This is a genomic window from Shewanella sp. ISS20, from assembly GCF_056522965.1.
The window spans coordinates 3,771,209-3,795,801 of record NZ_JAWRZK010000001.1; the positions used below are offsets into that span (position 1 = coordinate 3,771,209).

Below are 24,593 nucleotides of genomic sequence, written 5' to 3' on the forward strand. Positions count from 1 at the left end.
CTGCCATTAGGAGTGTTTGCAAGGTGTGGTAGCAAATACGCCGTGGGGTTGGCAGCGCCAACTGAGAGCCGCGGTTTGTAATTGCCAGCCCTGATTAAGTTGCTGCAAGGTCACTATTAATAACAACTGCGCGCCATTAGCTTCATTGCGACTGAGAAGATAATACTGCTCGGACTTTACCGTTGATGTTTGTTTGCGTGTTTGCTGGTGTTTTTGATGATGCGCTGCTGTTTGCAAGGTTGTTTTAGCTGCTTTTTTAGGTTTGATGGGGGAGGCTATGGTGAGCTCTATCGGCATAAAAGCTGTGCCAGCGAAATGCTCGGCAATGAGCTTAGGATGTTGACTCCAGTTATCTCCTTGGCGCGCGGCTTGCTCTATCTGCTGATTAAAATGCGCCACTGGGCGCAGCGCTAAGGACACCACTATGGGGTGAGCATTAAGGGGTGCATCAGGATTACTTGTCGCATACGCAGGCCATAACGCACCTAAAGATAACAAACTTAAGGCGCTCACTGAGTAAATTAAAGGCTTGAAAATATAGGCTAATACATTCATTGATAAGCTTTTTATCTAACAAGGATAATGATTCGACTCAGGTTTTCCGCTAAGGTTCCCCGTCAATGGTTAGCAATTAGCTAGGCTGTGATACTAGTGCGCGGATTTATTGGCTTTGCAATTGATCTTGCATGGTTTGGTAATCAATTAAATCTAGGTGCTCTTTTACTCGGCGCAGGTGCATATCAAGTTTTAAGGTAGTCACCCCTGGGATGGCAACATTAATGATTTTACCCGGCTTACCAAATAAATCTCCCGGACCTTTAAATTGGTAACTGCCAATCATGACTACTAACGAGCCGGAGTTATACATGTGCTCTATGTTGAATCTATATTCAAGCACACCTTGGTGAGCACGCTTCAAAAAATCAATAATATGACGCTGCCCAATATACTTGCGTTTGGCAGTACGGTCATGAAAAACAGTTTCCCTGTCATAAAAGCTCTCTAGCGCCGCATAATCATGGGCCGACATAGCATCTATGTATTGAACTGCTAATTGTTGCTCTGGCGGCATATCACCATTGGCCCAAACAGGCATGGCGATAAGCAGCAAGAGTGTGTAGAAAAATTTCAATTAATATCTCTTAGTTTGACCATCAAATGCAGGCAGACTCAAATGCCAATGAATCGCCGCTAACCGTATGCTTAAGGTTACTAGCATAGCTAAGGCGATAGTGGCGGTATTATCCAGCCCTAAGTTATAACAGCCCATATAGGTAATGGCACCTAACATGGCGGCGGTGGCATAAATTTCACTGCGCAAGATTAGCGGGATTTTACGGCAAAGTATATCGCGGATCATGCCGCCGCCCACACCTGTGATAACCCCCATTATGATGCTGCCCATGCCGGAAATACCGAAGGCTAAGGATTTCTCCACGCCAATTACAGTAAATAAGGCTAAGCCAAACGCATCGGCTATGGGTAATAGGCGTGGGTCAATCTTGTTGGGGTAGCGTACTAATAAGATGGTGGGTAAGACAGTTAATAAAATGCAGACTATGTAGTTACTATCGGTTAGCCAAAAGACAGGCGTGGCGCCAATTAACGCATCACGAATACTGCCACCGCCCACAGCGGTTACGGCAGCTAATACGATAACCCCAAACGGGTCCATTCTATGGCGCGCCGCCGCCAGTGCGCCAGTTAAGGCAAACACAGCGGTTCCCGCCATATCAAACAGATAAATCCAATTGATAGCATCCATGATTAGCGGCTCATGTCCTTGAGGTGGATATTAAGGGCGTCCACTGAAATACGAATTTCAACCACAGATAAAATCAATGAATAAAGTAATAACAATAAGCTGGCGCCAAACACTAATGAGCCACTCTTATTAAATCCAAGATAAATCATCATCATACATAATACGCACAAGGCAAAACTTACCACGCCAGATTCCTGCATGCGGCGAATTAAGCTGATGCGTTGGCGAAAATTTTTAATTTGGGCGTCTTGCACAGGAACTTTACCGCTACTCAGATTGCGTATTAAGGCTGCCAATGAGAAAAATCTATTGGTATAAGCCAGTAATAACAGTGAAATAGCAGGGAACAGCAACGCGGGAGTGGTTAACGATAAGGGGGCAACATCAATAAGCATATTATTTCCTACGCAGGGGCAGCTAAGCGCAGCGCTATCCATATCAAGGGCAAGCTGCAACAAAAACACATAATAAAACCTTGGCAGCGGCGAGTTAGCCGATAAGCCATGTCAATCGTGGCGGCATAAGGCTCTGTGCCATATACCAATTTAGGTCTAACAACCTTTTGGCCGCTAAACATTTGTGGCCCACCTAAGCTAGTGGCTAAGCTGCGCGCACCTAAGGTTAAAATTTGCGGTAATTCTTGCTTGCGGGTTACAAACGCCTGACTTATGGCCATGGGCTGATGATAGAGCAAGGCCACCAGCGATTGCCAAATCAGTTCAGGCAGCCACTGCAACCATTTATCGAGCGTATATATAGATTGCGCAAAAAATTGATACTTAGGGTCTTGCTTGGGCCAACAAAAAGCGAGCTCATTAATCATACGCACTAGTAACACTAAGGCGACGCCGCCAAGAGGAAAATAACATAAAGCTGTAACTAAGGTGCGTGCTGGCGTGGTTAGTTGCGCTTCAATTGTCGCTTTACTGATCCCTATCACAGATAAGGCGTGAGTATCGGCATTCGTTATCGTTTGTAACTGGATTTTGGCTGTATCTTTTTCGCCAGTTAATAATAAGCCCTGAATGCGGCGCGCTTGGCGATTGACTTGCACGCCAATAAAGCTGATATACAGCAGTAAGCCTTCAAAAAACCACGGATAATAAGCGAGCATTGGCAGCAAGATTAACATTAGCCACCAAGGCACAATCAGCAATAGCGCGGCTAAAGTGCCCGCGAGCGCTTGTTGAAACCTAGAATTGGTGGGTTTACAGGTCTTAGCGCCGAGTAAACGGCATAGCTGCTGCCAGTAGTATCTTGGGTCTAGTGCCAAGGGCAGTGGCACCAGATAAGCAAGTATTAAGGTCAATAATAACAGCGACAAAGAACCAAGGAGTGCGCTGTCCTGCAGTAACGTCTCTAGGATGCGATTGTCCATAATCGTCTCAAGTGATTGCCGCTGTTAGTGGTGACCATATAACTAATAATCGCGCTTACAGCTGCTTAAGTAACGCCATTACCATTAAGGCCGAGTGATAACCCGCCTTTACAATATAGGCATCAAAATCAACAGGTGAATCATTATTGGCGTTATCGCTCAGTGAACGAATGACCACGAATGGCACCTTAAATTGATGACAAGTTTGTGCAATGGCCGCGCCTTCCATTTCGCAAGCGGTCATGGTTGGGAAGTTTTGCAGCATGACTTTAGTGCGGGCAGGGTCGCAAATGAAGCTGTCACCCGTAGTGATGAGGCCTTCAATGGCTTTTACTTCACCCAGCTCATTAATAGCGGCTTTGGCGGCGGCCACTAATTTAGCATCGGCGATGAAGGCGGCTGGCTGCTGCGCCATTTGACCGATTTCATAGCCAAAGGCAGTCACATCCACATCGTGATGACGAACTTCGCTTGAAATCACAATGTCGCCAATAGCTAAGCTGTCGACAAAGCCACCCGCGCTGCCAGTATTGATAACTGCATCAGGCGCGAATCTATCGATAAGTAAGCTAGTGGCGATAGTAGCCGCTACTTTACCTATGCCGCTGCGAGTCACTATGACTTGTTTGCCATTGAGTTCGCCTTCAACGAAATCTATGCCAGCAATGGTGTGCGCTACGCTGTTAGTGAGGGCGGCTATTAAGTGCGCCACTTCTGGCTCCATAGCGCCAATAATACCGATTTTCATGGTGTTGCCTTGTCAATGAGATAAAGGCGCTACTATAGCGTTTTTAGCGAGATGAAAAAAGTGTGGCTAGCGGTTTTAGCGCAGCAGTAGCACATGCAAGAGGGAGACGTTAGTAGCCATGCGGGAATGTGGGAGTGGGTGAGGGAGGTCGGGGCTTAGTGCTTGTTAAGTAAATAACCACCAGCCGCCTCAATGGGCGCTGCTGGTGGTTGGATTTTCGCTGAGCTTTAAGTGTTAGTGGTTATGAGGCTTCATTTAAAAAGCTTAAAATCCCAAGCGCAGCCTTACGCCCCTCATCAATAGCAGTCACGACTAAGTCTGAGCCGCGCACCATATCGCCGCCAGCAAATACTTTAGGATGGCTAGTTTGAAATGGCATCTCAGTGGTGTGAGTGGCTTTTACCTTGCCACTGTCATCGGTCGCTATGGCAAAGTCAGCAAACCATGGGGCAGGGCTTGGCTGAAAACCAAAGGCAATAATGACGGCATCGGCTGCCAATATTTGCTCGCTGCCAGCGATAACTTCTGGGCGCTGACGCCCTGAGGCATCTTTGCTGCCAAGCTTAGTTTCAACGCACTCTAATCCCACCACTGTGCCCGCTTGCGCGGTAATTTGCGTTGGTTGACGATTAAATAAAAAGGTCACGCCTTCTTCTTTGGCATTTTGCACTTCTTTGCGTGACCCTGGCATATTAGCTTCATCGCGGCGATAGACGCAGGTCACTTGGCTGGCGCCTTGGCGAATGGCGGTGCGCACGCAATCCATGGCGGTATCGCCGCCGCCTAACACCACGACTTTTTGGCCGTGTAAATTAAGATAAGGAAATTCACTGTGGTTTTGCCCCATCAATTGATTGGTGTTACCAATCAAATACGGCAGGGCTTGATAGACACCGCTACTTTGTTCACCGGGTAAATCCGCTTGCATGGCGCGATAAGTGCCCATACCTAAAAACACAGCATCAAATTCACTGAGTAAGGTATCAAAATCTATATCTTCACCTATGGTGACGCCTAAGCGAAATTGTATACCCATGCCTTCCATGACAGTGCGGCGCGTCGCCATTACGCTTTTATCTAGCTTAAAGGCCGGAATGCCATAGGTAAGTAGGCCGCCAATTTGTGGATATTTATCAAATACCACAGGCTTAATGCCGTTACGGGCGAGAATATCAGCGCAGCCTAAACCCGCAGGCCCCGCGCCTATAATGGCCACTCGCTCAGGCCTTGCAATCACTTGGCTTAAATCAGGGCGCCAACCTTGGGCAATTGCGGTATCAGTAATGTATTTCTCAACGCTACCAATAGTGACAGCGCCAAAGTCATCATTAAGGGTACATGCGCCTTCACATAGCCTGTCTTGTGGGCATACGCGGCCACACACTTCCGGCAAGGTATTGGTTTCATGCATGAGTTCTGCTGCTTCAAAAATACGACCTTGTTTGGCAAGACTAAGCCAATTAGGAATGTAGTTGTGCAGCGGACATTTCCACTCGCAATAAGGATTGCCGCAATCTAGGCAGCGATCGGCTTGAGTGGCCACTTCATTGCTTTTGAACGGCTGATAAATCTCAATAAATTCTTTTGCGCGCCGAGCTATTGGGTGTTTAGCCGGATCATGACGTTGCACTTCGATAAATTGAAAATCATTGCTCATGGCTGATTACCCTGCTTTGACGGCTAAAGGAGAGCTGGTGGAATCCAGCGTTAATAAGTCGGCGGCATCGATATTTTTGGGCTTAACCAGCACAAAGCAATCAATCCAATTTTCAAAATCGTTCAAGATCATGGCGCCATGCTCACTGTGGGTGAGGGCCACATGTTGCTGAATTAAGGCTTTTAAGTGCTGTTGGTGAATACTTGAGCTCACGGCTTGGCTATCAACTAACTCGCGGTTTAAGCGCTTATCAAACTTATTGTATTGATCAAACACGTAAGCAAAGCCACCTGTCATGCCGGCGCCAAAGTTAGCACCAGTTTTACCCAGCACTAGCACTATGCCGCCTGTCATGTATTCACAGGCGTTATCGCCAACTCCTTCAACGACCGCAATAGCGCCCGAGTTACGTACAGCAAAGCGCTCACCAGCGGTGCCGGAGGCAAATAATTTACCGCCAGTGGCGCCATACAAGCAGGTATTACCTATGATGGCAGAACGCTCGGTTTTAAAGTTACTGCCATGGGGCGGAAATAGGGTTAACTGGCCGCCAGACATGCCTTTACCTACATAATCATTGGCATCGCCACATAAGGACATGTGTAAGCCCTGACTATTCCATACCCCAAAACTTTGCCCTGCCGTGCCTTGTAATTTAAGGTGAATGTTAGCTTTAGTGCCTTGACGGCCATATAAGCGCGCTATGTTACCAGACAGGGTAGCGCCTACTGAACGGTCGGTATTGGCGATAGTGTAACTAAGCTCAAGGGCTGTTTTTTCCGTTAATGCTTGCTCACAATCGGCCATAATTCGCTGATTTAATGCGCCAATATCTTCGGGTGGATTGCGCTCCCGCCACACTAAACCGCTGCCTGCTGGTGGGGTGGCTTGATATAACACCGCAGATAAATCAAGGGCCGCTTGTTTAGCGGTAGCGCCAACCGTCATAGTTAATAAGTCGCAGCGCCCGACTAACTGTTCTAAATGGGTAAAGCCGAGCTGAGCTAAATAGCCTCTGACTTCTTCTGCGATAAATTCAAAGTAGTTCATCACTTTTTGCGGCAAGCCGTGATAGTGATTATCCCGCAGCTGTTTATTCTGGGTAGCAATGCCGGTAGCGCAGTTATTTAGATGACAAATGCGTAAGTACTTGCAACCTAGCGCTATCATAGGGGCCGTGCCAAAACCAAAGCTCTCAGCGCCGAGCATGGCGGCTTTAACGACATCAAGCCCGGTCTTTAAACCACCATCGACTTGCAGGCGAATTTTATGGCGCAGCCCATTAGTCACTAATGATTGATGCACTTCAGCAAGACCCAGCTCCCACGGGCTACCTGCGTATTTCACCGATGAAATAGGGCTAGCGCCAGTGCCGCCATCATAGCCAGAGACAGTAATCATATCGGCGTAGGCTTTAGCTACGCCGGTGGCGATTGTGCCAATACCAGGTTCAGAGACTAATTTGACTGACACCATGGCTCTTGGATTGATTTGTTTTAAATCAAAGATTAACTGCGCCAAATCTTCAATGGAGTAAATATCATGATGCGGCGGCGGTGAGATCAGGGTAACGCCTGGGCGTGAGTGCCTTAAGCCTGCAATTTCAACGCTGACTTTATCCCCTGGCAATTGTCCGCCTTCACCAGGTTTAGCGCCTTGAGCAATTTTGATTTGCAGCACTTCGGCATTGACTAAGTAATGGGCGGTTACGCCAAAGCGGCCCGATGCCACCTGTTTAATGGCTGAGTTACGTTCACTGTTAAAGCGCGACGGATCTTCGCCGCCCTCGCCAGAATTAGAGCGACCACCTAAACGATTCATGGCAACCGCCAGCGCCTCGTGAGCCTCAGGGCTTAAGGCGCCAATACTCATGGCGGCAGTATCAAAGCGTGGATACAGCTTAGAGGCAGGCTCTACGCTTGATAGCTCAACGGGCGTTTGACTGGTACTTAACGCTAATAAGTCGCGCAGCACTGCCGCTGGGCGGTTATCCACGGCATCAACAAAGCGTTGATAGGCTTCGCCATCTTTATTATTTAAGGCTTGCTGCAAGTGAGTGACGACATCGGGATTAAAGCTGTGGTATTCGCCGCCTTCTACATATTTAAGTAAGCCGCCTTGGGGCAGAGGCATATGGGCTTGAAAGGCAAGCTTATGCAGTTGTTTCTGGTCTTGCTCAATATGGCTAAAACTCGCGCCTTGAATACGGCTAATCACACCTTTAAAGCACATGTCGACCACATCATCGGCAAGGCCAACGGCTTCAAATAATTGTGAGCAGCGATATGAGCCCACAGTGGATATGCCCATTTTGGACATGATTTTTCTCAGCCCCTTATCAATTCCTGAGCGGAAATTGATCATTAGCCCAGTTGAATGCTGCTCGCCATTGCGCGCCGCTAATGCTGCAATCGACTCATAAGCTAAATATGGGTAAATGGCGGTCGCACCAAAGCCGAGTAATACCGCAAAATGATGTGGATCGCGGGCGGTAGCGGTTTCTACAATTATGTTGGTATCGCAGCGCAAACTGTTATCAACTAAGCGCTGCTGCACAGCGCCCACCGCCATGATGGCCGGGATCACTAAGCATTTACTGCCGATGGCTCTATCGGATAACACCAACAGGCAAGTGCCCATACGCGCCAGACGCTCGGCTTCATCGGTAATGCGTTTAATGGCGTGAGCTAAACCTTCGTTGGCGTCATAACACAGATTTAAGGTGTCAGCGCGATAGTTGGCTTTATCGAGTGTCAGCAGTTGATTGAAATCGCTGAATAATAAAACTGGCGAGCCAAACATAACGCGATAAGCATGGCCTGTGGTTTCATTAAATAAGTTTTGCTCACGGCCAACACAGGTGGTCAGTGACATCACGTGTTTTTCCCGCAATGGGTCAATTGGCGGATTAGTCACCTGAGCAAACTTTTGGCGGAAATAATCAAATAAAGAGCGCTGCTTAGTCGAGAGCACGGCCATAGGGGTATCATCACCCATAGAGCCTATGGCTTCTTCGCCTTTGCTGGCCAGCACCCACACAATTTGCTCGAGCTCTTCACGGCTATAACCAAATAGCTTTTGGTATTGCAGTAATTTAGCCGCTGAAAACTCGCTATTGCCTTGCTTGCCTTGGGGCAATTGTTCGGCGGGCGTGAGCACTTGGCTGTTTTTAGTCATCCACTGGCGATAAGGATGGCGACGCTTAAGATCGTTATCAATTTCAAGAGATTGATACAATTTGCCATCTAAGGTATCAAGCACTAACAATTCACCGGGGCCAACGCGCCCCTTTTCTATGACTTCATCAGGAGCGTAATCCCAAATTCCCACTTCCGAGGCCAAGGTTAAAATTCTATCTTTAGTGATGACGTAACGCGAGGGTCGCAAACCATTGCGATCAACCGCGCAGGCCGCGTGACGACCATTGGTCATAACTATGCCAGCAGGGCCATCCCATGGCTCCATATGCATAGAGTTAAAGTCATAAAAGGCTTTTAAATCATCATCCATTTCTGGATTGCTTTGCCATGCTGGTGGAATAAGCAGGCGCATAGCGCGGAATAAATCCATGCCGCCTGAGAGCAACATATCGAGCATATTATCTAAGGACGATGAGTCTGAGCCAGTTTCATTCACAAACGGCGCCGCCATTTGTAAATCTGGCAATAATGGCGAGCTAAATTTATAGGCGCGCGCTCTTGCCCATTGGCGGTTGCCAGTAATAGTATTGATTTCCCCATTGTGAGCTAAATAGCGAAAGGGTTGCGCCAGTGGCCATCTTGGAGAAGTGTTAGTTGAAAAGCGCTGATGAAACAGACAAATGGCGCTTTGCAAACGTAAATCGGCTAAATCTGGATAGAACACAGGTAAGGCCGCAGGCATCATCAGCCCTTTATAAACAATGATTTGCCCAGATAAGCTTGGGATATAAAATTCAGAGTCATGCTGCAATTGCTGCTCGATGCGGCGCCTTGCCATGTATAAACGGCGCTCTAAGTCTTTTTCGCGCCAGCCTATGGGCGAATTGATTAACACTTGGGTAATGTTTGGCAAGCTCTTAAGGCCAGTCGCCCCTAGGGCTGTGGTATTGATAGGCACATCGCGCCAGCCAGCGATACTTAAGGTTTCTTTTTCGAGTTCTTTGTGTATCACTTGTTTGGCCATTTCGGCCAAGTCAGGGTCTGGGTTTAAAAATAGCATGCCGACCGCAAATTTGCGGCTTAAGTGCCAGCCTTGCTCATCGGCAATGGCTTGGAAAAATTTGACGGGCAATTGCATCAGCAAGCCGCAGCCATCGCCGGTGGCGCCATCCGCTGCCACACCACCCCTGTGCTTCATCCTATCCAAACCTTGAATGGCGGTTCGAATAATTCTATGGCTGGCTTCGCCATCCATTTGGGCTATTAGGCCAAATCCACAGTTATCTCTCTCGAAACTTGGATGATATAAGCTCATACGAAAATCTCCCTTGATACGACTTAACTGAGCGGGAGAGGAGTCAGCGCTAATGTAAGTCGCCTACTAACTAGCCAATGCCCGGACTCTCCAAATTATCGAGACATTAGACAAAGGTCAAATGCAAAAATGCATAAACGGTAAATAATAATCTAATTAGCTTAAAATTCCTTACTTAAGCTTACGTTGACGTAAACGTGCTTAAATTTATTAATGCCATTGTTTTAAATGGATTTTATTTGTTGCGCTGTGTGAATTCATCAATTATGCCTATTTATGAAATAATGAGTTTTATTGCAGATACAGTGAATAATCGCTATCTCAAGCTTTTCGCTACAACAAGAGGCAATCACTGCGATTTATAGGAGAGTTAGCTTGATAGCTAGTGTTTATCACTGTGGTTAATCAATGGCTTAGGATATTTAGTTGTCAACTTCAGCATTTTGTATGGATAACGGCTGCGAAGATCAGCAAATTCTCTTACAATAACCGATTTTTAGGAGGATTTGTGGGCCTAGATTCATACATCAATACCTATGGCGCCGCCTGTAAAGCACGTTTTGGTCAAAAAGTTAAAAAGCTGACTATCGATGCTAAATTCACTTGCCCGAACCGTGATGGCACCTTAGGCCGCGGTGGTTGCACCTTTTGCAATGTATCTTCTTTTAGCCACGAAGCTGGCACCGACCTTGGTATTAGCGAGCAAATTAGCCAAGGCAAATTTAGACAAAGAGATAGGCAAGCTAAAGGCTTAGGTAACAACAAAGATGTCGCCAATGATAAGTACATCGCCTACTTTCAAGCCTATACCAGTACCTATGATGAATACGCCTTATTAAAGGCGCGCTACGATGAAGCCATTAAAGATGAGCATATCGTTGGTCTTGCTGTTGGTACTCGCCCAGATTGTGTCCCCGATGCTGTGATTGAATTATTAGCCGATTACCAAGACAAGGGGCTCGAAGTCTGGCTCGAGCTTGGGCTGCAAACCGCGAATGAGCAGACCTTAAAGCGCATTAATCGTGGTCATGGCTGGCAAGAATATGCCGATACTGTAGCGCGCGCTCGCCGCGCTAGTATTAAGGTCTGTACCCATTTGATTTTGGGTTTGCCTGGTGAAACTCATCAAGATTATATGCAGACCTTAACGCAGGTACTGGAGTTAGGCATAGATGGGTTGAAAATTCACCCGCTACACATAGTTGAAGGCAGCACTATGGCTAAGGCATGGCGCAGCGATAAACTCACTATTATGGCGCTAGAAGATTATGCCTTTAGTGTGGGGGAGATGATCCGCGCTACCCCTAAACATATTATTTATCATCGAGTTGCCGCGTACGCGCAGCGCCCTATGTTACTCGCGCCCGATTGGTGTAGTCGCCGCTGGGATGCCATGGTTGCCATTGAAGATAATCTACGAGAGTTTGGTGGCCAAGGGCAGGCATTAAGTCGCGATTAGACTGGTGATTAATGCCAGCATAATCATACATTCTATTTAGTTGTAATTAGTAATTATCTAATTTTAAAAGAGATTATTTAATTTCGTGCATATTGCCGAGAAAGTGACCATCTGCTAAAGATTCTGCACAAAACTTGACGCGATTAAATGATTGGCTGTGATTTAAGGCGCATATTTAGCAAGGTTTAAGGCTTGCGCCTTTAACGGTAAGAGGTATCATGATGTATCTCACGCTTAGCATTTCGAGGACAATTACATGTTGCAAGCCGATTTAGACACAGTTTTGGATTTAAACACGCTCCAACAATATTGCAATGCCATTGGCGCAACCACCTTATTAAAAAGTGTGGTGTTGTTTGAGCAGTTATTACCAGAATATGTCGGCAATTTAATCCAAGCTCAAGAAGCTTCCGATAAGGAAACTTTATGCGCAGAAGCCCACAAGTTTAAAGGTGCCGCGGGATCGGTAGGAATGAAGCGAATCCAGCAATTCGCGCAGTTATTACAACACGGTGAATCAGAGCAATGGCCTGAACTGCACTGTGTGTGGTTAAGTAACATTGTTGAATTTAGTGCTAAAGATTTGGCAAGCCTTAAGGCTTATCTTGAATCTCAAGCTTAAGCTTGCGACTGTTTGATTAAGAGGCCTAGGGCCTCTTTTTTTATAGGCGCGCGTTTAATAACTGTGAGGTGGCACTTGAATCTAAGCGCTAGGAGTATGCTAAAGTAATAGGACTTTTGAATTTAAACTGCACAAGGCAATCGAATTCATGAAACACCTTCCCAGCCTTAAAAATTTGTATTACCTAGTTCATCTTCATCAAGAACAAAACTTTAATCGCGCCGCCAAGGTTTGCCATGTGAGTCAGTCAACCTTATCCAGTGGTATTCAAAATCTGGAAGAGCAGTTAGGCCATCAGCTCATTGAGCGTGACCATAAATCGTTTATGTTTACCGCCATTGGCGAAGAAGTGGTGCGCCGCTCACGTAACTTACTGACAGATGTGGATGACTTAGTCGAATTAGTACAAAACCAAGGCGCGCCGATGACAGGCACCATACGTTTAGGTTGTATCCCAACCATAGCGCCGTTTTTATTAAGCCGCTTAGTGCGCCATTGTCAGACTAACTACCCAGAACTTACTTTATTGCTTAAAGAAGAGACCACCGACAGGTTGCTCGGTGCCTTAGGTAAAGGTGAGCTTGATTTGTTGCTGCTGGCATTACCTGTGGATACCCAAGGCTTTCATAGCATGAAGGTTGGGGTTGACCCGTTTAAGATGGTGATGCATTGCGACTTAAAAGAAGGTGTGCATGTGCCTATTGATTATCAGCAACTGCCCGATGAAAGTATTTTCTTGCTGCAAAGCGAGCATTGCATCACAGGGCATGCGATTACCGCTTGTCAGTTAGGGGATAGCGCTAAGGTTAATCCGTTTGCGGCGACGAGTTTGCACACTTTAGTGCAAATGGTGGATAGCAAGTTAGGTACGACTTTCTTGCCCCAAATGGCCATTGATTCAGGTATCTTATCTAATACCGATTTATGCGTGTTTGATCCGCCAGGGGAAGCACCTTATCGCGATATCGGCTTAGTGTGGCGCCAAACCACCAGTCGAATTTTAACCTTTAGAACCTTAGGTTTAGAAATTCAAAGTTTATTAGAAGCCGGTGGCCGTTAAGCTGCTTAAAGTTAAGCGGATATCTAGTCTGTTTCTAGGACTAGGACTAGGACTTAGGCTAGGATTTTATTTCGCGGGCTAAGTGTTGAATCTGTAATATCGCCTCGGCGCATGTCTGGCACAGGCAAGCGTCAGGGCGAATAACAGCATTTGGTTCAAGGGTTAAGTCAGAAGTACTTGCCGCTGGGCGGGTAGGAAAAGTGATATTAAGGCACCAACAGGCATTAATGTTGGCGCCAGAGGCCACAGCGCACTGGTTACTGGCTTGGCAGCGAGGGCAAATCTGGCTATCTGGTGCCTCATTGATAGGCGCTTTGCTTATAGCTGCTGTGCTCGCAGTAGGTTGGTTTGCGGCGAGATTTGCGTCTGGCTCAGTGCTCATCGGCTTACTTTCTCCCATTATGACTGCCTTATTGCTTCTTACTGACACCAAAGACTTCAGTGGTATGTTGCTTACCTTTGAGCTGTACTTGGCCTAAGTTATTGAGGCGATACAAGCTGTCATCCATATTCAATAATTCGGCAAGATTACCTGAAATCAGCATGCGCTGACCTAAAGGATTACACTGATCTTGCAAGCGCGCTAAGGTATTGATGACATCCGAGAAGAAACTAATCTCTTGTTTATGCACGCCAACCACAGCGGCCACTACTTGGCCACAATGGGCCGCCGCCTTAAATTTTGGCACAAACCCGTAATGCTCTTCAAAATAATGGCGCTGCCAATTGAGCTGCTGGCTAAAGTCAAAATAGATATTCATCACTCTATCCTGCTTAATGCCTTGATTTAATGGCCAATGGATCAGTACTGCATCGCCCATATACCTGTATATTTCGGCATCATTATTAGCCACAGTTTCAGCCAACAAGCTAAAACTATCTTGAATTAAGCGACTAAAGCGGTAATCACCTAAGGTTTCCGCGTGAGTGGTTGAAGCCACCATATCTAAATATAAAAACAGTCGCTGCTCATAGCGCGGACGATGATACTTACCTAAGCCAATATTGAGTAACACCCTAGGGCCAACCAATAAGCTCATTTGCTCAATAAAGGCGAGGCCAATGCGCACTACCACTAAATAGATGATCAGTGCCTGAAATGATGGGGTATAGAGAATATGCACCGACAGCATTTGCCTGAGGGTCGTCATATGATTAGTAATGGCCCACATGTTTAGATACTGGGTCATATAAGCTAAGGTTGTGGCCCCTAGTAATAAAAACAGGCCTTTAAAGATCACTGAAAACAGATAGGGCAGGCGATTAATCGCTGATAAGTCAGCAATTAAGTTAGATAACCAATGCAGGGAGCCAAAGATAATACCCATATAAATGGCAAGTGTGGCGAGATCGCCACTGCCAACGGCCCACTGAGGAAGTTCTGGGCTTTGGGCATAGCGAAAGAAGACAAAAGCGGCCATGGCCACGGTCCACGCTAGTATAGCGAAAAGCAATTTTGTGACTTGACGACTGACTATCACTAGGGGAAATACGCCTCATATTGCAGAAGGCGTTAGTTTATAGAAAAACGCGACAACTTGAGAAGATTAATTCGTGATCAAGATCAATAAATGTAGAGAATATGACGAAAAGTTCATACTGCAAGCGGCGCAGAAGGTTATTGGAACGCTTGACTCAAAATTTCGGCGGTAAAGTTTATCTTTAAATAAAAGCCGCGTGGATTACTGAGTTGCTTTTGTCCTAAGCTATCGATACTAATGGTTTTTACGCGGCTATTGGCAGCCTTTGGGCGCAGTTGCAGCACTTCGCCATGGCGCGCAGTAATCTGATTGACTTGGCCGGTGGCAATCAGCTCCATGATTTCTTCCCAGTCTTGCTGCAATTGCTGCCACTGCGAAGGCGAGGGTTGCCATAAAAACGCCGTGCCAATGCGCCGCTCGCCTAAAGGAATGTGGCGATCACCAGCAATCGGTACCCATAGCACTTGCTGCAATTTATGACTCACCAAACAGTCTTGCCAGCGCAGCCCTTGAATATCGTTAAGCGGCGCAACACACACATAAGTGGTTTCAAGTGGCTTGCCTGCGGCATTAATGGGGATGGTTTTAAGCTCAACGCCTAAATGACGGAAATCTTGCTCAGGTTTAGAGCCCGCCGTGGCACCTAGTTCCAACTCAATTAACTGCCCAACCCAACCTTTATGGCGCTGCAGATTGGCTGGCATGACTATGTTATTGGCTTGAGCCAATTGCGCTAAGGTCATACCCGCCATGTTATCGGCGCGCTCGAGTAATTCCGCTAAGGTTTGCGGTGAGTGCTTAGTATTATTCATGGCGGAATTTTAGCAGACTCTCTCATTGATTCAATACTCAAGCGGCTGCGGTTAATGCTGATAGCGAACTTACGTTGTCAGCCTTAGCCTTGCTAACGTCAGCGAATGACGATTATTTGAAAATAAGCCTATATGAAAATTAGTCTAGATAAATAGGCGCATAGAAATAGATTTATAGAAATAAGCACTTATATAGCAGCGCAACTACCTAAAGAGACACATATCGACAACAGCCACAAAAAATTGAACGCGAATTACTGACCGGTTAAAAAGTAAGCAATTATTTTAGAGGGGATAACCTTAACTAAAATTTTAACTTAACTTGATGTAATTAAAAGCTTTTACTTAGTTATGCTATTTTGCCGTTCAGTTACTCGCTATTTGCCCCACCGTTCCTCACATAGTTATCCACAGGTTTGTTGGATAAGTGCCATTTTTTCACTGCTATAAAGGATCAAATAGCTCAGGTCAAGCCTAAATTCCGCCTTAAAATTGTTTTTTGAGACGGTTTTAAAATTATATTGTGAATAACTTGGTGAGCTTATGTACCGATTATTGCCGATTTTTAGGCTAGTACGATTATTGAGCGATTTTGAGTTTTCTCAATAAATAACCAAAAGATATTTAATTAAAAACATTTAAATACAGTCACTTATGCTTGCTGTGATTGGCGACTGTTAGTCACAATATTTTGGCAAGATCTTAGTAATAGTGAGTTTTTACCGAGTTTCAAACAGAGATATCCACAGATTTTGTGGATAACGCTCAAGTTAGCTAACATGCTTTGTTGATAAATAAGTGTGAAATGCTTGATTTATCCATAACCCTTAGTTAATCAGCAATTGCTGCCAGCCCCGCTTTGTGAAACAATCGAAGCCATTAATTTTATGCTATTGTGGAGTCCATGTGATTGATAGCGACGGCTTTCGCGCAAATGTGGGCATCATCATCTGTAATCAATTTGGCCAGGTTATGTGGGCCAGGCGCTATGGACAACATTCTTGGCAATTTCCGCAAGGCGGTGTCGATGATGGCGAGTCCGCTGAAGAGGCTATGTACCGTGAACTTTACGAAGAAGTAGGCTTAAGGCCTGAACACGTACAAGTCTTATGCAGTAGTCGCTCTTGGTTACGTTATCGCTTACCTAAACGCTTAGTGCGTCAAGATAGTAAGCCAATGTGTATTGGCCAAAAGCAAAAATGGTTTTTATTACAGTTGAAAAGCCAAGAAAGTGCCATCAATTTAAATTCATCAGGTCATCCCGAATTTGATGATTGGCGCTGGGTTAATTATTGGTACCCAGTGCGACAAGTGGTGTCATTTAAACGCGAAGTATATAGAAAGGTCATGAAGGAATTTTCTCAAATTGCTTTATCATTTCAAGCGAAGGAGCCGCAGCGGCGGCGTACTCGCTACCGCAACTAGGAGACGGGGTCAGTGTTAAATACGCTAAGAGACATCACACAAGCTGTTGCCTCGGCCCCAAATCTGGAGCAGGCGTTAACTCTGCTGGTGACTCAAACCAAGCAGGCGATGAATACTGACTGTTGTTCTATCTATTTGCTTGAGCAGCAACAGCTGCTCTTATCCGCCACCGATGGCTTATTAGCCTCGGCGGTCGGGCAAGTGAGTGTTCCCCTTGATCAAGCCTTAGTGGGCTTGGTGGCACAAAAAGAAGAAGTGCTCAACCTCGCTAATGCCCATTTGCATCCCCGTTTTAAACTTATCCCCGAAGTATGCGAAGAACACTATCAAGCTTTCTTAGCTGTGCCTGTGGTGTATCAAAAAGCGGTAGTCGGCGTATTAGTGGTGCAACAAACTGAGGCGCGATCATTTAGTGAGCATGAAGAGTCATTTTTAATGACCTTAGCCGCGCAGCTCGCTATGGCCATTAGTTCGCAAAAACAAAAGCAGCAGCGCTATAAAAACTATGGTGCCATTCAAGCTCAGCATCAGATTTTATACCATGGCAAAACGGCCTCCAAAGGCATAGCCATAGCTTATGGTCTAGTTCTCGGCGCTGAAATTTCTATTGCCCAACCTGATTTACCTTGTGACAATCTCGATGAAGAGTTAGCGCGCTTAGAGAGTGCCTTACAGCGCAGTCGTGATGATTTAAGTGTGATGGCGTCTCGATTTGAACATGAACTAAATCAAGACATTAGCTCAATATTTACCGCCATGCAGATGCTGCTTGATGATGCGAGCCTTGGCGGCGAGTTTAGGCAAAGCATTAATCAAGGCTGGCGCGCCGAAACCGCTGTTAGCCGCGTGTGCTGCGCCTACATCTTACAGTTTGAAAACATGGAAGAAGTGTACCTTAAAGGCCGAGCCGCGGATATCCGCGACTTAGGCATGCGGGTGTTAAGGCAATTGATAGAGCCTGAGCGCGTTGCCTTATCATTAGATAAACCTGTGATTTTACTCGCAAGAGAAGTCACCACTGGCATGCTGGCAGAGTTTTCACCGCAAAAGCTTGCAGGTATTGTGACTGAGTGGGGCGGAACTAACTCTCACGCCGCTATTTTAGCGCGCGCCTTAGGCATTCCGGCGCTGGTTGGTGTTGAGCAGTTGTTTGATGCCGACTTAAATAACAAGTTAATGGTCATCAATGCCAACCGTGGCCAGTTATTAGTGTCGCCAAGCCCCGCGGTAGTCAGTGAATATCGCATGCTTATTTCGGAGGAAAAAGCCTTAGCCAAAGAATACGCCGCAGAATTAGCTTTACCTACCTGCACTTTAGATGGCTACAGAATTCAGCTGTACTTAAATGCCGGCCTCATTAGCGGCGTGGTTAACGATCTTGCTAATGGCGCCGATGGCATCGGGCTTTATCGCACTGAAATTTTATTTATGCTGCAGCAAAGTTTCCCGTCAGAAGCTGAGCAGATGGCGGTATATCAGCAAGTATTAAGCGCGGCCAATGGTAAGCGCGTGGTGCTGCGCACCTTAGACGTCGGCGGTGATAAACCGCTGCCTTATTTTCCTATCAATGAAGATAATCCGTTTTTAGGATGGCGCGGGATACGTTTATCGTTAGACCACCCTGAGCTTTTTTTGATTCAAATCCGCGCCATGCTACGCGCGAGTATTGGCCAAGCCTCTGAGCTCTATATCTTGCTACCTATGGTGAGCTGCCTAGATGAAGTCGAGCAAGCCTTAGCGATATTTGATCAAGCCTGGCAAGAAATTAATCTTGATAGTGAAGTGCTGCTGCGCCGCCCGAAAGTAGGCGCCATGATTGAAGTGCCCGCTATTCTGTACCAGATAGATCAATTGGCGCAATTGTTGGATTTTGTCTCGGTCGGCACTAACGATCTCACCCAATACTTGTTAGCGGTTGATAGAAATAATCCTAGGGTCAGTAGCTTGTATGATAGTTACCATCCAGGCTTTCTGCGGGCGCTGCGCCGCGCGAGTTTTGATTGCCAACAAAATCAACTTGAAGTGAGTGTTTGCGGTGAACTCGCTGGTGAAACCTTAGGCGCGTTAATTTTAGTGGCCATGGGTTTTGATAAACTCAGCATGAACCAAGGAAGCCTAGCGCGGGTCAATTATTTACTGCGGCGCATTTCTCGCACCGACTTAAGTGCCATGCTGGAGCAGATTTTACGTTTGCATGACGGTAATGCTGTGCGCCAGCATTTGCTGATGTTTTTAGATCAACGCGGCTTAGCTGGGCTGATTTAACGACATTGGTTTAACTGCATTGGTTTAATCGCTTAGCGTTAACTGCACAGCATTAACTGAAAATGCAGAGAGTGAAGCGTTAGCACTACGAGTGACAGTAAGCTTAGTGAACGGATAGCAGCTTAAGTATTTGTCTGATAATAATAAAATGGATAAGACATGGACACTATAGTTTGGTTGATGGTTTGGTGCTTAATTTTAGGCTCATTCGTGGGCTTTCTGGCTGGCCTGTTAGGCATAGGCGGCGGCCTTATCATAGTGCCAGCCTTACTCTATTTATTGCCTAAGGTTGGTATCAGCGAACCTCATTTATTATATGTGGCCATTGCTACTTCGCTTAGCGCCATCATATTAACCTCAGCATCTTCGGCCAAAGCTCACTGGGGGCGCGGCAACGTTGATTTTACGGTATTAAAAGCGTTACTACCTGGCATAGTCATAGGCGCGTTTTTATCGGGATTTATTGCTAAGGCCTTTTTGGGCGCCTATTTACAGCAAGTGTTCGCTATCTTTGTCATGCTCATGGCCATCAATATGTGGTTTCCCCTTAAAGTTAACGCCGCAGCGGGCTTACCCTCTAACAGCGTTATCTTTGTCATCGGTATTATCATTGCCATGATTTCGGGATTAATGGGGATAGGCGGCGGGGTATTATTGGTGCCATTTTTAGTCTGGTGCGGCTTAGCCATGGCCAAAGCTGTGGGGACTTCGTCTATGATAGGCATAGTGATAGCCTTCTTTGGCTCACTGGGTTATATCACTACCGGTTGGGACGTTCACTCTTTACCTGCTGGCACCTTAGGCTACATCTATGTGCCTGCGTTACTTGCCATTGTTTCAACCTCAGTATTAACCGCTCCTCTTGGCGCTAAAGCCGCCAGCATCTGGCCAACACCCATTCTAAAACGTATTTTTGCACTGCTATTGATAGTCATAGGTGTAAAGCTGTTACTTAGTTAAGACTGGATGCTCATTGTGCTTGCTTACCCGCGAATTTTTAAGTGATGGCGTTACAATAAATTCTTTTCACTTAAGCCGAAATGAGCATATTTCTGTTATTGTAGCGCGCTAGCCGCAAACGAATAACGACAGGCTTGTGGATCGTTTTTGGAGTGAATTTTTGAGTGTCTAATGGTGTAAACCCTAAAGAGCTCAAATTATTCAGTCGAGTGTTAACTCGCAGAATCTTATTATCTCCATGTTTTATTTTAATTTTTTTGAAGGTAGGTGGTACGCTAATGCAGCAATATCTTGAACTTATGCAACATATCTTAGATAAGGGCACAGACAAGTCTGATCGCACCGGCACTGGCACTCGCTCAGTCTTTGGTCATCAAATGCGATTTGACTTAAATCAAGGTTTTCCTTTAGTCACTACCAAGAAATGTCACTTACGCTCGATTATCCATGAATTATTATGGTTTTTAAAAGGCGACACCAATGTTGCTTATTTACATGAACACCAAGTAAAAATTTGGGATGAGTGGGCAGATGCTGACGGTAATTTAGGCCCAGTGTATGGCGCGCAGTGGCGCAGTTGGCCGGCCGCTGACGGTCGTCATATCGACCAAATTAGCCAAGTGATAGCGGATATTAAAGCCCAGCCAGATTCGCGCCGATTAATCGTATCTGCATGGAACGTAGGTGAACTTGATAAGATGGTATTGGCACCTTGTCATGCATTTTTCCAATTCTATGTAGCTGACGGCAAGTTATCTTGTCAGCTTTATCAGCGCTCGTGTGATGTCTTCCTTGGCTTACCTTTTAATATCGCCAGCTACGCCTTATTGACCATGATGGTCGCGCAGCAATGTGATTTAGCCTTAGGTGATTTTGTTTGGACCGGTGGCGACACCCATTTATACAACAACCATATGGAACAGGCGGCGTTGCAATTAAGCCGTGACCCTAAGCCATTACCTGTGATGAAAATCACGCGTAAGCCATTGTCTTTATTCGGTTATCGCTTTGAAGATTTCGAACTTGAAGGCTATGAACCGCACCCACATATTAAGGCGCCAGTGGCAATTTAACGGCGACAAACCTAGAAAAGCGACTAATACCTCGGTTTTACCGAGGTGTTAGGCTTATTCTTGCGATTATTCTTACTCTGCAAGCTTAGTTAAACTAAGGTTAATATAGATAGGAGATTCATTATGGAAAAAGCACTTCGCAATTTTTTAGGTCAACCGTCAGCTGGGGGCATCTTACTGCTAGTTGCTGTCGCTCTGGCAATGTTAATGGCAAATTCACCACTAGCATTTATTTACGATGGCTTTTTAAACACTCCGATGCAGGTGCGTTTTGGCGCACTGGATATTGATAAGCCGTTATTGCTATGGATTAACGACGGCTTAATGGCCTTGTTCTTTTTATTAATCGGCTTAGAAGTTAAGCGTGAAGTATTAGAAGGCGCGCTCTCAAGTGTGGCCAAAGCTTCACTGCCAACCTTCGCTGCTATTGGCGGCATGTTAGTTCCTGCGGCGTTTTACTTGTTGTTTAACTATGGCAACGAAATTACGCAAAATGGCTGGGCTATCCCTGCCGCCACTGACATTGCCTTTGCCTTAGGTGTAATGGCGCTGCTGGGTAATCGCGTACCTGTTGCCCTTAAAGTTTTCTTATTAGCCTTGGCAATTATTGATGACCTTGGGGTTATCGTGATTATTGCCTTGTTCTATAGCTCAGATTTATCTGTGATCAGCCTGATTATTGCAGGTCTGGCTATTACTGGACTATTTACCCTTAATCGCAGTGGTGTTACTTCATTAACGCCTTATGGGATTATCGGTTTAATCTTGTGGGTCGCGGTACTGAAATCTGGCGTACATGCTACTTTAGCGGGCGTAATTATTGCCATCAGTATTCCTATGCGTGCCAAAGATGGCAGCTCGCCATCCGAGCATTTAGAGCATAGCTTGCACCCTTGGAGCACCTTCTTAATTCTGCCTGTGTTTGCCTTTGCTAACGCTGGTGTATCACTGGGCAATATGAGCTTAGATATGCTGTTGTCACCTGTGCCATTAGGGATTGCCGCGGGTCTTGCCTTAGGTAAGCCAATTGGCGTGATGTTATTTAGTTTTATTGCAGTGAAACTGGGCTTAGCTGAACTGCCATCTGGCATCACGTGGCGCCATATTTTCCCTGTGGCCATTATGTGTGGTATTGGTTTTACCATGTCGATGTTTATCTCATCGTTAGCGTTTGAGCAAACTCTAGGTAATTATGGCGATCTCGCGCGCTTAGGTATCTTGATGGGATCATGTATTGCCGCGGTTGTGGGTTATTTTATGTTATCCAAAGTCTTACCAGCGAAAGGAGCCGTAAAATGAAAAAAACAATGATCCTTGCCCTAGTGGCGCTCATGTGGGGCACTCAAGCTCAAGCCGTGCCTGTTATCCAAGAACTGCAAAGCTGCAATAAAGATGTTAATGCTTTGGAATGCCAAAGCTATTTAGACGGCATAGTTGACGGCGCCTTGATCTTTAAAGGTAAATCAGTAGGTAAGCGTTTGGAGCCTACGGATTACGAATCGCGGGCATTAAAATATCGCGGTGGTAATCGCTTTAAGGAAGCTAATCGCGTTTATTGCGCCGATAGAATTCCAGATAGAAGCGTATTAGTTGCGGCCGTGAGTGAAGCTGTGACGACTGGGGTGGTGACCACCCAAGATGCACTGACAGAAGTTATGGTTAACTTACTTGATTGTCAGCGTGTAAAGTAAATGTCGCATCTTAACTATAACCATCTGTATTACTTTTGGATGGTTAAGCGCCATGGTTCAGTTACGTTAGCGGCGGAGGCTCTGTGCCTTACGCCGCAAACTGTGACGGGCCAAATTCGCGCCTTAGAAGGTCGCCTTAATGGTGAATTATTTAAGCGCGTCGGCCGGCGTTTAGAAGCCACTGAACTTGGCGAGCTGGTATTTCGCTATACCGACAAGATGTTTAACCTCAGTTATGAAATGCTCGATATTCTTAATTATCAGCGCGAGCAGCACATCTTATTTGAGGTTGGCATTGCCGATGCGTTATCAAAAGCTTTGGCGAGCCGGATTATTTTATCGGTTATGCCAGCTGATAATTCTATTCACTTAGCCTGCTTTGAGGCTACCCATGACAGTTTAATGAATCGTTTACGCGATCATAAGCTTGATATGATTTTGTCTGATTGCGCGGGTGAATCGCTTAAATATCCTGAAATCCTGTCAAAGAAATTGGGCCAATGCAATATCGGCTTTTTTTCCAGTAAACCGGTGACTCGGCCATTTCCTGCGTGTTTAGAAGAGCAACCTTTGTTGATGCCGAGTCGTAAGACTTCTGTGGGGCAACAATTACATCGCTGGTTTGATGATAATGGGTTAAACGTCAAAATCTTAGGCGAGTTTGATGATTCTGCCATGATGAAATCCTTTGGGTTATTCCATCAAGGTATTTTTGTGGCGCCGACGATTTATCAAAAAGATCCTGAGGCGAGTCATATTCAATTGATTGGTCAATCCGATCAAATTCAGCAAGAATTTCATGTGATGTTTGCTGAGCGCATGATTAAACATCCAGCGTTAAAACGCTTACTCAAAACGGATTTTACTGAGCTATTTGCCGGACTTGATGTGCGAGTGCAGGTTTAAAGGCGCTGGAAACACTGGGGCGATGTTATCATGCCTCCAGTGTTATCTTGATTGCATTCAACGCAGAACCATCATTAAAGGAGTAAGAAGGTGACAGAACTGATGAATATTTCACGGGTTAAATGGGCATGTCGACGCGGTATGCTAGAACTTGACGTGCTATTTCAGCCTTTTGTTAACGAGCAATATGAGTGCCTAACCGTTGAAGATAAGCTGTGCTTTATCCGCTTACTGACCAACGAAGATCCTGATTTATTTGCTTGGTTTATGGGTCATGAATTATGTAGCGATCCTGAACTTGCTGCCATGGTAGTGAAAGTTCGTGGGCGCCCAGCCGCATAACTTTGTCATTGCCGCCTCGCGCCATTGGCTAATCAGTCAGTGGCTCGGATTATTGTTATTAAGTTTGACGGCGCTGGCTTGGCCGAGTGATTTACCTTTCATTATTTATCTGCTGTTTACACTCATTCTTGGCACTATCTTAATGGTTCGATGTTGGCAATTGTGGCGTTTTCGCGCTTGGCAGCAACGCTTTAGTCTCAATGCTCAAGGTCAGGGGTTTTATTATTGGATGCCTGCGCCGTCTTCATCATTAGCGCCTGCAAATTTGCACGAACATAATCAAGTTATGGCGAGTGATAATCTAAGCCTTAAGATGCAATTAGCCTTTAGGCCTTGGGTATGCCCGTGGTTTTGCTGCTTTGCGATTGATACCCAACAAGGGCGAGTGTGGCTGTGGGTATGCGCCGATATGCTGTCTATGACTGAGTATCGCGACTTATGCCGATTATTACTTAACTACAAAAAAGCGCCCGCAGGCGCTTAAAAGATTTTGT

Annotated in this window: 23 protein-coding genes; 12 read left to right on the plus strand and 11 right to left on the minus strand. The window is 45.9% G+C overall.

The genetic code is table 11. The annotated features are described in order from the left end of the window. Positions 1–6: 6 nt before the first annotated feature. The 8 genes from AC1HDP_RS17220 to gltB all read right to left on the minus strand — a co-directional run bounded on the left by AC1HDP_RS17220 (position 7) and on the right by gltB (position 10,003). Complete coding sequence (locus tag AC1HDP_RS17220; protein ID WP_479639695.1) at positions 7–555, minus strand: hypothetical protein; 549 nt, start codon at positions 553–555, stop codon at positions 7–9. A gap of 106 nt (positions 556–661) precedes the next feature. After that, positions 662–1,096, minus strand: coding sequence for a nuclear transport factor 2 family protein (locus AC1HDP_RS17225; RefSeq protein WP_479639915.1), 435 nt, complete (start codon positions 1,094–1,096; stop codon positions 662–664). A gap of 36 nt (positions 1,097–1,132) precedes the next feature. Continuing rightward, the gene (locus AC1HDP_RS17230) at positions 1,133–1,765 is read right to left on the minus strand and encodes a trimeric intracellular cation channel family protein (RefSeq protein ID WP_479639696.1); all 633 of its coding nucleotides are present in this window, start codon (positions 1,763–1,765) and stop codon (positions 1,133–1,135) included. Positions 1,766–1,767: 2 nt separating this feature from the next. Continuing rightward, positions 1,768–2,160: a DUF2721 domain-containing protein gene (locus AC1HDP_RS17235; protein WP_140931476.1), complete on the minus strand. Its 393-nt coding sequence runs from the start codon at positions 2,158–2,160 to the stop codon at positions 1,768–1,770. 8 nt (positions 2,161–2,168) lie between these two features. After that, positions 2,169–3,143: a cobalamin biosynthesis protein gene (locus AC1HDP_RS17240; protein WP_479639697.1), complete on the minus strand. Its 975-nt coding sequence runs from the start codon at positions 3,141–3,143 to the stop codon at positions 2,169–2,171. 55 nt (positions 3,144–3,198) lie between these two features. Then, positions 3,199–3,891, minus strand: coding sequence for a 5'-methylthioadenosine/S-adenosylhomocysteine nucleosidase (mtnN, locus tag AC1HDP_RS17245; RefSeq protein WP_479639698.1), 693 nt, complete (start codon positions 3,889–3,891; stop codon positions 3,199–3,201). A 241-nt stretch (positions 3,892–4,132) separates the two neighbouring features. Continuing rightward, the gene (locus AC1HDP_RS17250) at positions 4,133–5,548 is read right to left on the minus strand and encodes an FAD-dependent oxidoreductase (protein ID WP_479639699.1); all 1,416 of its coding nucleotides are present in this window, start codon (positions 5,546–5,548) and stop codon (positions 4,133–4,135) included. A gap of 6 nt (positions 5,549–5,554) precedes the next feature. Further along, positions 5,555–10,003, minus strand: a complete 4,449-nt coding sequence (gene gltB / locus AC1HDP_RS17255) for a glutamate synthase large subunit (RefSeq protein ID WP_479639700.1) — start codon at positions 10,001–10,003, stop codon at positions 5,555–5,557. A gap of 508 nt (positions 10,004–10,511) precedes the next feature. On the opposite strand from gltB, the gene mnmL reads away from it, so the two are divergent. The 3 genes from mnmL (at position 10,512) to oxyR (ending at position 13,144) form a co-directional block, all read left to right on the plus strand. After that, complete coding sequence (gene mnmL / locus AC1HDP_RS17260) at positions 10,512–11,462, plus strand: tRNA modification radical SAM protein MnmL/YtqA (protein WP_479639701.1); 951 nt, start codon at positions 10,512–10,514, stop codon at positions 11,460–11,462. 256 nt (positions 11,463–11,718) lie between these two features. After that, complete coding sequence (locus tag AC1HDP_RS17265; protein WP_479639702.1) at positions 11,719–12,084, plus strand: Hpt domain-containing protein; 366 nt, start codon at positions 11,719–11,721, stop codon at positions 12,082–12,084. Positions 12,085–12,232: 148 nt separating this feature from the next. Next, positions 12,233–13,144 carry a hydrogen peroxide-inducible genes transcriptional activator OxyR gene (oxyR, locus tag AC1HDP_RS17270; RefSeq protein ID WP_479639703.1) on the plus strand — a complete coding sequence of 304 codons (912 nt, stop codon included), beginning with the start codon at positions 12,233–12,235 and terminating at the stop codon, positions 13,142–13,144. Between the two features lie 58 nt (positions 13,145–13,202). Here the strand turns inward: oxyR and AC1HDP_RS17275 are convergent, their stop codons facing one another. The 3 genes from AC1HDP_RS17275 to mutH form a co-directional block, all read right to left on the minus strand. Continuing rightward, entirely contained in the window at positions 13,203–13,544 is a 342-nt protein-coding gene (locus AC1HDP_RS17275) for a cysteine-rich CWC family protein (RefSeq protein ID WP_479639704.1), read from the minus strand. Between the two features lie 10 nt (positions 13,545–13,554). After that, positions 13,555–14,565 carry an adenylate/guanylate cyclase domain-containing protein gene (locus tag AC1HDP_RS17280; RefSeq protein WP_140931492.1) on the minus strand — a complete coding sequence of 337 codons (1,011 nt, stop codon included), beginning with the start codon at positions 14,563–14,565 and terminating at the stop codon, positions 13,555–13,557. Between the two features lie 197 nt (positions 14,566–14,762). Beyond that, complete coding sequence (mutH, locus tag AC1HDP_RS17285; RefSeq protein ID WP_479639705.1) at positions 14,763–15,437, minus strand: DNA mismatch repair endonuclease MutH; 675 nt, start codon at positions 15,435–15,437, stop codon at positions 14,763–14,765. 906 nt (positions 15,438–16,343) lie between these two features. Here mutH and rppH point away from each other — a divergent pair. The 9 genes from rppH (at position 16,344) to AC1HDP_RS17330 (ending at position 24,583) form a co-directional block, all read left to right on the plus strand. After that, entirely contained in the window at positions 16,344–16,862 is a 519-nt protein-coding gene (rppH, locus tag AC1HDP_RS17290; RefSeq protein WP_479639706.1) for an RNA pyrophosphohydrolase, read from the plus strand. A 12-nt stretch (positions 16,863–16,874) separates the two neighbouring features. Next, positions 16,875–19,127, plus strand: a complete 2,253-nt coding sequence (gene ptsP / locus AC1HDP_RS17295; RefSeq protein ID WP_479639707.1) for a phosphoenolpyruvate--protein phosphotransferase — start codon at positions 16,875–16,877, stop codon at positions 19,125–19,127. Positions 19,128–19,286: 159 nt separating this feature from the next. Continuing rightward, complete coding sequence (locus AC1HDP_RS17300) at positions 19,287–20,087, plus strand: sulfite exporter TauE/SafE family protein (protein ID WP_479639708.1); 801 nt, start codon at positions 19,287–19,289, stop codon at positions 20,085–20,087. A 278-nt stretch (positions 20,088–20,365) separates the two neighbouring features. Further along, on the plus strand, positions 20,366–21,160 hold the full coding sequence (gene thyA, locus AC1HDP_RS17305) for a thymidylate synthase (protein WP_479639709.1): 795 nt from the start codon (positions 20,366–20,368) through the stop codon (positions 21,158–21,160). A gap of 123 nt (positions 21,161–21,283) precedes the next feature. Then, on the plus strand, positions 21,284–22,459 hold the full coding sequence (nhaA, locus tag AC1HDP_RS17310; protein WP_479639710.1) for a Na+/H+ antiporter NhaA: 1,176 nt from the start codon (positions 21,284–21,286) through the stop codon (positions 22,457–22,459). A gap of 32 nt (positions 22,460–22,491) precedes the next feature. After that, positions 22,492–22,851 carry a hypothetical protein gene (locus tag AC1HDP_RS17315; protein WP_479639916.1) on the plus strand — a complete coding sequence of 120 codons (360 nt, stop codon included), beginning with the start codon at positions 22,492–22,494 and terminating at the stop codon, positions 22,849–22,851. After that, positions 22,852–23,757: a transcriptional activator NhaR gene (nhaR, locus tag AC1HDP_RS17320; protein WP_479639711.1), complete on the plus strand. Its 906-nt coding sequence runs from the start codon at positions 22,852–22,854 to the stop codon at positions 23,755–23,757. Between the two features lie 102 nt (positions 23,758–23,859). Next, complete coding sequence (locus AC1HDP_RS17325) at positions 23,860–24,099, plus strand: FAD assembly factor SdhE (RefSeq protein WP_140934010.1); 240 nt, start codon at positions 23,860–23,862, stop codon at positions 24,097–24,099. After that, the gene (locus AC1HDP_RS17330; protein WP_479639712.1) at positions 24,080–24,583 is read left to right on the plus strand and encodes a protein YgfX; all 504 of its coding nucleotides are present in this window, start codon (positions 24,080–24,082) and stop codon (positions 24,581–24,583) included. Before AC1HDP_RS17325 ends, AC1HDP_RS17330 begins: the two co-directional genes overlap by 20 nt. The last annotated feature ends 10 nt before the right edge of the window (positions 24,584–24,593 follow it).

What these genes read in the sequence shown, in the direction of transcription:
- AC1HDP_RS17220 (WP_479639695.1), bottom strand. Translation starts at nt 555, where the DNA reads ATGAATGTATTAGCCTATATTTTCAAGCCTTTAATTTACTCAGTGAGC.
- AC1HDP_RS17225 (WP_479639915.1), bottom strand. Translation starts at nt 1,096, where the DNA reads ATGCCTGTTTGGGCCAATGGTGATATGCCGCCAGAGCAACAATTAGCA.
- AC1HDP_RS17230 (WP_479639696.1), bottom strand. Translation starts at nt 1,765, where the DNA reads ATGGATGCTATCAATTGGATTTATCTGTTTGATATGGCGGGAACCGCT.
- AC1HDP_RS17235 (WP_140931476.1), bottom strand. Translation starts at nt 2,160, where the DNA reads ATGCTTATTGATGTTGCCCCCTTATCGTTAACCACTCCCGCGTTGCTG.
- AC1HDP_RS17240 (WP_479639697.1), bottom strand. Translation starts at nt 3,143, where the DNA reads ATGGACAATCGCATCCTAGAGACGTTACTGCAGGACAGCGCACTCCTT.
- mtnN (WP_479639698.1), bottom strand. Translation starts at nt 3,891, where the DNA reads ATGAAAATCGGTATTATTGGCGCTATGGAGCCAGAAGTGGCGCACTTA.
- AC1HDP_RS17250 (WP_479639699.1), bottom strand. Translation starts at nt 5,548, where the DNA reads ATGAGCAATGATTTTCAATTTATCGAAGTGCAACGTCATGATCCGGCT.
- gltB (WP_479639700.1), bottom strand. Translation starts at nt 10,003, where the DNA reads ATGAGCTTATATCATCCAAGTTTCGAGAGAGATAACTGTGGATTTGGC.
- AC1HDP_RS17265 (WP_479639702.1), top strand. Translation starts at nt 11,719, where the DNA reads ATGTTGCAAGCCGATTTAGACACAGTTTTGGATTTAAACACGCTCCAA.
- oxyR (WP_479639703.1), top strand. Translation starts at nt 12,233, where the DNA reads ATGAAACACCTTCCCAGCCTTAAAAATTTGTATTACCTAGTTCATCTT.
- AC1HDP_RS17275 (WP_479639704.1), bottom strand. Translation starts at nt 13,544, where the DNA reads ATGGGAGAAAGTAAGCCGATGAGCACTGAGCCAGACGCAAATCTCGCC.
- AC1HDP_RS17280 (WP_140931492.1), bottom strand. Translation starts at nt 14,565, where the DNA reads ATGGCCGCTTTTGTCTTCTTTCGCTATGCCCAAAGCCCAGAACTTCCT.
- mutH (WP_479639705.1), bottom strand. Translation starts at nt 15,437, where the DNA reads ATGAATAATACTAAGCACTCACCGCAAACCTTAGCGGAATTACTCGAG.
- AC1HDP_RS17300 (WP_479639708.1), top strand. Translation starts at nt 19,287, where the DNA reads ATGGACACTATAGTTTGGTTGATGGTTTGGTGCTTAATTTTAGGCTCA.
- thyA (WP_479639709.1), top strand. Translation starts at nt 20,366, where the DNA reads ATGCAGCAATATCTTGAACTTATGCAACATATCTTAGATAAGGGCACA.
- nhaA (WP_479639710.1), top strand. Translation starts at nt 21,284, where the DNA reads ATGGAAAAAGCACTTCGCAATTTTTTAGGTCAACCGTCAGCTGGGGGC.
- AC1HDP_RS17315 (WP_479639916.1), top strand. Translation starts at nt 22,492, where the DNA reads ATGTGGGGCACTCAAGCTCAAGCCGTGCCTGTTATCCAAGAACTGCAA.
- nhaR (WP_479639711.1), top strand. Translation starts at nt 22,852, where the DNA reads ATGTCGCATCTTAACTATAACCATCTGTATTACTTTTGGATGGTTAAG.
- AC1HDP_RS17325 (WP_140934010.1), top strand. Translation starts at nt 23,860, where the DNA reads ATGAATATTTCACGGGTTAAATGGGCATGTCGACGCGGTATGCTAGAA.